Annotated in this window: 10 protein-coding genes; 2 read left to right on the top strand and 8 right to left on the bottom strand. The window is 61.7% G+C overall.

What is annotated here, in order from left to right; translation table 11 throughout:
• Positions 1 to 6 precede the first annotated feature (6 nt).
• A complete protein-coding gene (locus AWU82_RS09430) occupies positions 7 to 876 on the top strand; it encodes a TauD/TfdA dioxygenase family protein (RefSeq protein ID WP_064382011.1) in 870 nt (289 codons plus the stop codon).
• Positions 877 to 924: 48 nt separating this feature from the next.
• Here the strand turns inward: AWU82_RS09430 and AWU82_RS09425 are convergent, their stop codons facing one another.
• The 5 genes from AWU82_RS09425 to AWU82_RS09405 form a co-directional block, all read right to left on the bottom strand.
• Positions 925 to 1614, bottom strand: a complete 690-nt coding sequence (locus tag AWU82_RS09425; RefSeq protein ID WP_064382010.1) for a hypothetical protein — start codon at positions 1612 to 1614, stop codon at positions 925 to 927.
• On the bottom strand, positions 1583 to 2623 hold the full coding sequence (locus tag AWU82_RS09420) for a GSCFA domain-containing protein (RefSeq protein WP_064382009.1): 1041 nt from the start codon (positions 2621 to 2623) through the stop codon (positions 1583 to 1585). The genes AWU82_RS09425 and AWU82_RS09420 overlap by 32 nt, the downstream gene beginning before the upstream one ends.
• A 37-nt stretch (positions 2624 to 2660) precedes the next feature.
• Positions 2661 to 3176 carry a GNAT family N-acetyltransferase gene (locus AWU82_RS09415; RefSeq protein ID WP_064382008.1) on the bottom strand — a complete coding sequence of 172 codons (516 nt, stop codon included), beginning with the start codon at positions 3174 to 3176 and terminating at the stop codon, positions 2661 to 2663.
• 166 nt (positions 3177 to 3342) lie between these two features.
• On the bottom strand, positions 3343 to 3756 hold the full coding sequence (locus tag AWU82_RS09410) for a cupin domain-containing protein (RefSeq protein ID WP_064382007.1): 414 nt from the start codon (positions 3754 to 3756) through the stop codon (positions 3343 to 3345).
• Positions 3757 to 3786: 30 nt separating this feature from the next.
• A complete protein-coding gene (locus tag AWU82_RS09405; protein ID WP_064382006.1) occupies positions 3787 to 4542 on the bottom strand; it encodes an SDR family oxidoreductase in 756 nt (251 codons plus the stop codon).
• Between the two features lie 252 nt (positions 4543 to 4794).
• On the opposite strand from AWU82_RS09405, the gene AWU82_RS09400 reads away from it, so the two are divergent.
• Positions 4795 to 6363: a winged helix-turn-helix domain-containing tetratricopeptide repeat protein gene (locus AWU82_RS09400; protein ID WP_064382005.1), complete on the top strand. Its 1569-nt coding sequence runs from the start codon at positions 4795 to 4797 to the stop codon at positions 6361 to 6363.
• A 16-nt stretch (positions 6364 to 6379) separates the two neighbouring features.
• Here AWU82_RS09400 and AWU82_RS29180 read toward each other — a convergent pair whose 3' ends face one another.
• The 3 genes from AWU82_RS29180 to AWU82_RS09385 form a co-directional block, all read right to left on the bottom strand.
• Entirely contained in the window at positions 6380 to 6856 is a 477-nt protein-coding gene (locus tag AWU82_RS29180) for a phage infection protein (protein WP_223290685.1), read from the bottom strand.
• 82 nt (positions 6857 to 6938) lie between these two features.
• On the bottom strand, positions 6939 to 7193 hold the full coding sequence (locus AWU82_RS09390; RefSeq protein ID WP_064384115.1) for a hypothetical protein: 255 nt from the start codon (positions 7191 to 7193) through the stop codon (positions 6939 to 6941).
• Between the two features lie 227 nt (positions 7194 to 7420).
• A complete protein-coding gene (locus tag AWU82_RS09385) occupies positions 7421 to 8059 on the bottom strand; it encodes a response regulator transcription factor (RefSeq protein ID WP_064384114.1) in 639 nt (212 codons plus the stop codon).
• Between the last annotated feature and the right edge of the window lie 110 nt (positions 8060 to 8169).

Here is an 8169-nt window from a genome sequence, read left to right as displayed (position 1 = left end):
GGGAACATGGATCAGTTGGCACTCAAGGCAATCGAGCGCATCGCCGCCGAACGGCGCGCGCCGTATCAGCACATCAAGGTCGAGCGGATCACGCCGATCATCGGCGCCGAGATCGGCGGCGTCGATCTTTCACAGCCGCTGAGCGACGAGCAGCTCGGGGAAATCCGCCGGGCCTTTCTGGAGAATCACGTGGTGGTGTTCCGCGATCAGCACCTGACGGTGGACGAGCACAAGGCGTTTGGCCGGCTGTTCGGTGAGCTGCGGGCGCTGCCGGTGGAAGACATCGACGGCGATGACCCGGAGTTGGTGGTGATCCGCGCCAATGCGCAATCGCGCTACGTCGCCGGCGAAACCTGGCACACCGACGGCACCGCCGATCTGGCGCCGTCCATGGGCTCGATGCTGTACGTCAAGGAAACCCCGGCCATCGGCACGGGCGGCGATACGTTGTTCGCCAACATGCACCTGGCGCTGGAAATGCTCTCGCCGACGATGCAGCAGTTTCTCGGCGAACTCACGGCGATCCACGACGGCGCGATCCCATGGAAGGGTTATGAGGCGCCGGCCAACCTGCCGAAAACCGAACACCCGGTGGTGGTTCGCCACCCGGAAACCGGGCGCAAATCGCTGTTCGTCAATTCCGGGTTCACGTCGCACATCGTCCAGTTATCCGGCGGTGAAAGCCAGGTGCTGTTGAACATGCTGTTCGATCTGGTGGCCCGAGAGCCGGTTTTGAGTTGTCGTGTGCGTTGGACGCCGAACAGCCTGGTGTTCTGGGATAACCGCTGCACCCAGCACCATGCGGTCTGGGATTATTTCCCGCACTCGCGGTATGGCGAGCGGGTGACAATTCTGGGGACGCAGCCGAAGGCGTGATGACCCGGACCTGTGGGAGCGAGCAAGCGCGCTCCCACAGGTCCGGGTCTAAATTCCTTGTTTGAGCAGTTGCTCGACGATCAGCTCGCCGAACGCCAGATTCCCGTGCAGCGGGTCATCCACTTCGCAATACGCCGAACGCTGAAAACCCTGCTCATCATTCGCCGCCGCGCGCACGTCGATCAGCTCGATGCCGAGCCCTCGCAGGCGCTCGATCAGCAGCGCCTGCGCCGCCATGAACACCCGCGAATCGGACAACTCCGGCACCCGCTGCGGCGGCAATACGGCGAACACCTTGAGGTTCATCGCCCGGGCCTGTTCATAGAATGCCAGCGCAGGCCGGGACAGGGTGTCGACGATGGATTCGAACAGGGGACCTGCGAGAAAACCTTCGTCGAATTCGCCGTCCGGTGTCTGGTAGCAGGTCCAGTTCGGCGCGGTGGCGAGGTAGTGCAGGCTCAGGCCAATGGTGCTGACCAGCGGCACCCCTACCTTCGCCAGTTGCGGCACTTCGAACGGCTCAAGGGCCTGGCGATACAGACGCTCCATCTCGGCCTCGCGAAACACCACGTCATGGCGGGTCAGGCTGAAAAAATCCACCGCGAAATCCCGGCCGGTGCCCAGCGGGCCGCCGCTGAACGGCAACTCGCGGGCCTGCGCTGCCTTGCCGATGACCCCGGCATGGGAGTCGCCCAGCAGCAGAAACCTAGGCGTAGTAATCGAGCACGGCGTCTTCACAGACAAGCTCCTCGCTGGACACGCAGGTGGAGGGAACGCTGGCCGGCGCGTGCAGCGGTTGAACCGCATCGAGCCCGGCGAAAAACTGCTGCATGACGAACGCCACGCCTTCGGGCGTGACTTCCCGCTGGTTGGGCTGGTAGAAGGCGCCCTTGAACGGTGTGCCGGTGATGATTTCGTAAGAGGGGAAATAGTCGACGTCGTGCAGGTCTTCACACAGCTGCCCGGCGACGGCGCGCAGGACCGATTTGGAATAGGTGGTGGCGCTCAGCACATGTTCGCCCGTGGCCGTCGCCGTCAGGGGCACCGGTGACACCGTGAGCAGCAGGCGCAGTTGCGGGTTGATCGAACGCATCAACTCCAGCGCCCGCACCATGTCGCCATAAGTGTCCATGAAGCCGAAGTTGCAGAAGCGGTGCAGCTGCGGATCGAAAGTGCCACGCACGGTGCCGGGGCACACGGGGTACACCAGACCGGTCTGGCGGTTCTGCCAGGCTTCGGTCAGGCCGAGGGTAAACACGAACACTTTGGCCCGGCGCAGGGCGGTGCGAATGGCGTCGAGGGTGGCTTCGCGCGAGGCGAACAGCGCGTCCTCGCTGGCAAAGCCTTCGGGCTCCACGGCGGGGCGGAACGGGTCGAAGAAACGCCCGTCATGGGCCCAGGTTTCGTCGGGTGGCAGGCTCACGCCCAGCGCCCATTCCAGCCATTGGCACAGCATCGCCGGGGTGTACAGGTTGCCGGTGCGGAACGAAAACACCCCGTAGTTGTGGGCCTTCCAGTCGGCTTCGGGCAATTCGGCCGGGGCCGGTTCCGCATCCAGCCAGTTCATGCCGCGCTCCACCAGCGCCCGGCCGATGTGCTGGGCGAAACACGAGCCAGCGGTGACGATGGCGTCCTTGTTGCCGATCTCGAATTGCGGTGTCCACAGTTGATCAATGTCCAGCGCGGGCTTGTCGGCCACGGCGGTGCGCCAGAAAGCGCGGGGTGGCAGGCATTGATAAGGATTCACGACGAGGGCCTCCTTGGCGGTCGCTGATAAAACGGGGTCAACTGATTTGATAGCGGTAGATCAGGTCGTCAAACCACCGATCTCCAATCTGATAGGCCTGTGGCACGCGGCGCTCGAATACAAAACCGCATTTCTCCAAGACCTTGCAGGAGGCGATATTACCGTCGGTCACGGTCGACTCCAACGAGTCCAGGCCGATGGCGGCGGCATAGTCGATGATCGCCTGGCGCGACTCGGTGCCAAAGCCTTTGCCCTGATGCTCGGGCAACAGCAGGCAACCCACCTCGGCATGCCCCGGCGACAGGATGCGAAATCCGGTCACGCCCAGTTCCTGCCCACTGGCCCTGTCGGTCACCACCAGACACAACCAGTGATCCGACTGCGGCCCCCAGGCCGGAAGCCTGTGTTCGAAGCCTTTGCGCACCTGTTCCTCGGCGATTTCACCGAACACGTATTGCATGGTTTGCGGCTCGGAATGCAGCCGGAGAAACAGCGGCCAGTCGGATTCGACCATCGTGCGCAGATCCAGGCGTTGCGTGGTGAGTTCGAGCATCCGCTGCTCCTTGCAAGGGTGGGAAGGGAAGACGGTTTTTTACTGGGTGTGGGGCGAAAGATCAATGTTTTGATCGGGCATGGTTTGCAAAGCCGACCCTGATTGCCTCCATAAGCGGTGGCCCCCGGCAGCCGGGCTGCCGAAGGTGGATCGGCGAATGGATCGGTTACGGCTTGACCGGTTTGACCAGGTCGGTCTCGTTGCTGTCGAGCACGAACACTGCCAGCAGACGTGATGGTTCGGTGGTGCTGGCATTGGCGCTCACCGCGTGGAAGTCGCCCGGTTGTTCGACGAAATTTTCCCCGGCCTTGTAAACCTTCTCCGGCCCGTCACCGACCTTGCTGCGTACGGCGCCCTCAAGCACCGTGGCGTAGATGAACGCGGACTTCGGATGAAAGTGCGCCGGCGAAGAACCACCGGGTGCGTATTCCACCAGCACGCCCCGCATGGATTTACCGGGGACGTTGGGCAGGGCGCGGTCGAACACCACGGTGACCTTGCCTGCCTGCGGCTCGGCGGCCGAGGCGGATGAAATCGAAACGGCCGCAAACGTGGCGGCCAGCAGGATTCGGCTGAACATGGCGATACTCCTTCAAACAGGTGGGGTGTTTCAGCGCTGGGTCGATTTCGCCAGCCAGTCTTCAAAGCGCGTTGGACCCAGGCGCGGGTTGCTGCTGCCGGGTGTGAGCGACTGGTCGTCAAGCACATCGCCGAAGTAAAGGGCGTGGACGTCCGGGATCACTTTGCGGGTGTCGTCGGTAGCGCGGAAAAAACGCCGGACCAACTCGTCGAGGGGCATGGCTTCGGGGCCGGCAATTTCCTGCGTGCCGTTGATCGGCGCGGCCAGTGCCACGTCGGTGAGTGCAGCGGCCACATCGTCAGAGGCCATGGGCTGGATCAATGCCGGCGACAGGCGCACTTCGTCGCCGACGGTAGCGAATTGGGCAATGCCGCCGACGAATTCGAAGAACTGCGTGGCCCGCAGCAGGCTGTACGGAATGCCCGATGCCTTGATCAGGTTCTCCTGCGCGACCTTGGCGCGGAAATAACCGTTGGCTGGCAGGCGCTCACTGCCGACGATCGACAGCGCCACGTGATGGCGAACCCCGGCGGCGGCTTCGGCGGCGAGCAGATTACGGGTGGAGGTTTCGAAGAAATCGAGCACGGCCTGGTCTTCCCACGACGGCGCGTTGGATACGTCGATTACTACCTGTGCGCCGTTCATCGCATCGGCCAGGCCTTCGCGGGTGATGCTGTTGACGCCGGTGTTGGGGGAGGCGGCAAGTGCATCGTGGCCGCGTTCGCGCAGATTGTTCACAAGTTTCGATCCGATGAGGCCGGTGCCTCCGATAACGACGATCTTCATGGCATCTCTCCACTGGCCGACGGCAACCGTTGCTGTCGATGTGGGTTGAGCTTGCCTGTGACGCTCTGGCAAATCCTTGTGATGACCTTGGATTTGCCTTGGTTTTTTGTCCAGACAGGCCAATCCGTCGGCAGATGCGTAGACCAGTGTGCAGACCGGTGCGACGGCCGGAGGTCTGCCGTATGATCGAGCGCAAAACAATCGCCTGCCCGGACACGGCGTCGGGGGGCGCCAGACCAGAGAACAGCCACCGTGCAATTCGTGTTTGAAGACTACGTGCTCGATCAGCAGCGCCGGGAACTGACCTTGCGCGGGCAAGTCGTGACTGTCGGGCCGCAGGTCTTCGACTTGCTGCTGCTATTGGTCAGCAACCGCGAGCGGGTGGTGAGCAAGGACGAACTGTTGAGCGCCGTATGGAGTGGCCGGATCGTTTCCGAATCAACCATCACCAGCCACATCAACGCTGTGCGCAAGGCCATCGGCGACACCGGTGAGCAGCAGCGCCTGGTGCGTACGGTGCCGCGCAAGGGCTATCGCTTCGTCGGCGAAATCAGCCCGTGCGACAGCCCCGTCAATGCACCGGAAGCGCCTGCGAAACCCGAAGTGGCCACGACACTTGTCCTGCCGGAAAAACCTTCGATCACCGTCCTGCCCTTCCAGAACCTCAGTGGAGACCCCGAGCAGGACTATTTCGCCGACGGCATCGTCGAAGACATCATCACCGCGTTGTCGCGCCTGCGCTGGCTGTTCGTCATCGCCCGCAACTCCAGTTTCACCTACAAGGGCAGGGCGGTGGATGCGCGAGGCGTCGGTCAGGAACTGGGTGTGCGTTACGTGCTGGAAGGCAGCGTGCGCAAGAGCGGCAACAAGATCCGCATCACCGGCCAGTTGATTGATGCGTGCAGCGGCACGCACCTGTGGGCCGAGCGCTTCGAAGGCCTGCTCGACGATATTTTCGAACTCCAGGATCAAGTGGCCGAGAGCGTTGTGGGCGCCATCGCGCCGCAGCTGGAGCGCGCGGAAATCGAGCGGGCCAAACGCAAGCCCACCGACAGCCTCGATGCCTACGATTACTACCTGCGGGGCACGGCCAAACTGCACATCGGCACCCGAGAGGCGATCGAACAGGCGCTGGCGCTGTTCTACCGGGCAATCGAGCTGGATCCGGAATTCGCCTCGGCATACGGCATGGCGGCGTGGTGCCATTTCTGGCGCAAGCTCAACGGCTGGATGACCGATCGGCCCCGGGAAATCGCCGAAGGTGCACGGCTCGCGCGCATGGGCGTGGAGCTGGGGCGCGATGACGCCGTGGCGCTGACCCGCTGCGGTCATGCCCTGGCCCATCTGACCGGGGATGTCGATTGTGGCATTGCTTTGCTGGATCGGGCTCGATTGCTCAACCCCAATCTGGCGCCGGCCTGGTATCTGGGTGGCATCCTGCGCGCCTTGGGTGGCGAAACCGAAGCCGCCATTGCCAACCTTGAACATGCCGTGCGGCTGAGCCCGCTGGATCCGGAAATGTTCCGCATGCAGGTCGGGATGGCGCTGGCGCACTTCTTCGCCGATCGCTTCGAATGTTCGGTTTCCTGGGCCGAGAAAGCGCAGGGAAACCTGCCCAGTCTGCTGGTAGCGGCGGCCCTGATCGCCGCGAGCCACGCGCTCAATGGGCGAGCCGACAAAGCCGGGCAGGCCATGGAACGGCTGCGTCAGTTGGACCCGACGTTGCGGGTGTCCAGCCTGAGCGCGTGGCTGCCCATTCAACGGCCTGAAGACGTTGCCCGGTTTGCCGAAGGTTTGCGGTTGGCGGGGTTGCCGGAGTAAGGGCTCAGCCGGCCAATCAATCCATCGAAAAATGCATTTGCATGTTCATCGCGGCATCGTACTGATTGCTGGCCACGCGGCGTTCGATCAGGCGATCAGATCCGCCTTCGGCCACGCGGCGTTCGATCAGGCGATCGGAGCCGCCTTCGGCAACACGGCGTTCGATCAGGCGATCAGAGCCGCCTTCGGCAACGCGACGCTCCATCAAACGATCGGATCCGCCTTCGGCAACGCGACGCTCCATCAAACGATCGGATCCGCCTTCGGCAACACGACGCTCCATCAGCCGATCCGAACCCCCTTCGGCAATCTTGGTCGGCGCCTTTCTGGCTCGGTGCTGTTGCACTGATGAAGTTTCTGAAACCGGAGCACTGGTTTCCTGTCTGTTGGCCACCGGCATATCGGGCAGGCAACTTGCGCCGAATGCATGAGTGGCAACTATCCAGGTGGCTGAAACAATGGCGACGGGCAATACCAATCCAATAGTTTTCATCGTGATCATCCTGAGTCGTAGTGGGATTTCGTTAATGAACTTCCGGTTGCAACCAGACAGGTTTGAACTCAATCGAATACTTCTAATGGGAAACTCCATGTTCCTGTGCTGCCAGGCGAATACGGTTGTACGCAATCAAGCGCATGACGTAGCCCAGCTTGATCGCGGTCGGCCCGAGGATCGTCATCCCGTGCGCGCCGACCAGCGTGGGCAAGTTCAAGTGAGCGTCAAACACATAAGCCAGGAAAATCCCCACCATCAACATGCCCAGACCGCCGATCAGCAATAAGTGGGACAACTTCAGTACGCGGTACGAGTCTTCAAAAAAGTCATACATGTTGATCATTCATCCCTGAGTCAATGAGTGGATCGACAAGTGTCGGCGCGCGAGGAAACCACGAAGTCAATGACTTTGCCGGCCGTCGCATTTGATGGAGGGATTTTACTGTTGCCGGTAGGGATCAACCATGTTGCATAAGTTTGGTTTTATCCTGCCAGCGTATGGAGAAGTCATACCAACGTATATAAACGACTAGTAATGTGCGCCGCATTTGGGCGTTAAATCTAATGGTTGATACCCAGACTTTCTGCCATTCGAACCAGATCGGCAAACGACTGCGCGCGCATCTTGCGCATGGCCTGGCTGCGGTGAATCTTCACGGTGATCTCGCTCAGGCCGATGGCACTGGCGATCTGCTTGTTTATCAGACCCGAGACGGCCAGCGCCATCACCGCTTGCTCTCTGATCGTGAGTGTCCCATGGCGTGTGCGCAATTCATGATGGCGGCGTTCGCACTCGCGGCGCGACCTGTCCCGCGTATGCGCGGCGACCACGGCGTCGATCATGGCCTGCTCGCGAAACGGTTTTTCCAGGAAATCGACGGCACCGGCTTTCATGGCGCGAACGGTCATGGCGATGTCGCCGTACCCGGTCATGAAAATGATTGGCAAATGGATGTTGGCGTCGGCGAGCGCCTGCTGAAAGACCAGCCCGCTGGTGCCTTGCAATCGCACATCCAGCACCAGGCAACTGGGCAGGTCAGGTCGCTGGTATTGCATGAAGTCGGCGACCGATCCGAACAGCTCGACCCGCAGGCCGATGGAGCGTAGCAGGCTGCCAAGCGCCTCACGCAGAGGAGCGTCATCATCAATGATGAAAACGATGGATTCGAGGTTTCGCTCGGGTGCAGGTTCTACGTCCATACGCTGGATGGCTTCGCGGCGATCGGGTTGCGCAGGATGCTGAACAATCCAATGGAAAGCTTTGCCCGAGCCTCCGGTTTTCATTGGATTTTTCTTGGGTAAGCGTCCAG

Origin of the sequence: Pseudomonas glycinae (assembly GCF_001594225.2) — a bacterium.
In the GTDB taxonomy this organism is placed as follows: Bacteria; Pseudomonadota; Gammaproteobacteria; order Pseudomonadales; family Pseudomonadaceae; genus Aquipseudomonas; species Aquipseudomonas glycinae.
This window is presented reverse-complemented; position numbering and strand designations above follow the sequence as displayed.

What these genes read in the sequence shown, in the direction of transcription:
- AWU82_RS09415 (WP_064382008.1), bottom strand. Translation starts at nt 3,176, where the DNA reads ATGCTCGAACTCACCACGCAACGCCTGGATCTGCGCACGATGGTCGAA.
- AWU82_RS09385 (WP_064384114.1), bottom strand. Translation starts at nt 8,059, where the DNA reads ATGGACGTAGAACCTGCACCCGAGCGAAACCTCGAATCCATCGTTTTC.
- AWU82_RS29180 (WP_223290685.1), bottom strand. Translation starts at nt 6,856, where the DNA reads ATGAAAACTATTGGATTGGTATTGCCCGTCGCCATTGTTTCAGCCACC.
- AWU82_RS09390 (WP_064384115.1), bottom strand. Translation starts at nt 7,193, where the DNA reads ATGTATGACTTTTTTGAAGACTCGTACCGCGTACTGAAGTTGTCCCAC.
- AWU82_RS09405 (WP_064382006.1), bottom strand. Translation starts at nt 4,542, where the DNA reads ATGAAGATCGTCGTTATCGGAGGCACCGGCCTCATCGGATCGAAACTT.
- AWU82_RS09410 (WP_064382007.1), bottom strand. Translation starts at nt 3,756, where the DNA reads ATGTTCAGCCGAATCCTGCTGGCCGCCACGTTTGCGGCCGTTTCGATT.
- AWU82_RS09430 (WP_064382011.1), top strand. Translation starts at nt 7, where the DNA reads ATGGATCAGTTGGCACTCAAGGCAATCGAGCGCATCGCCGCCGAACGG.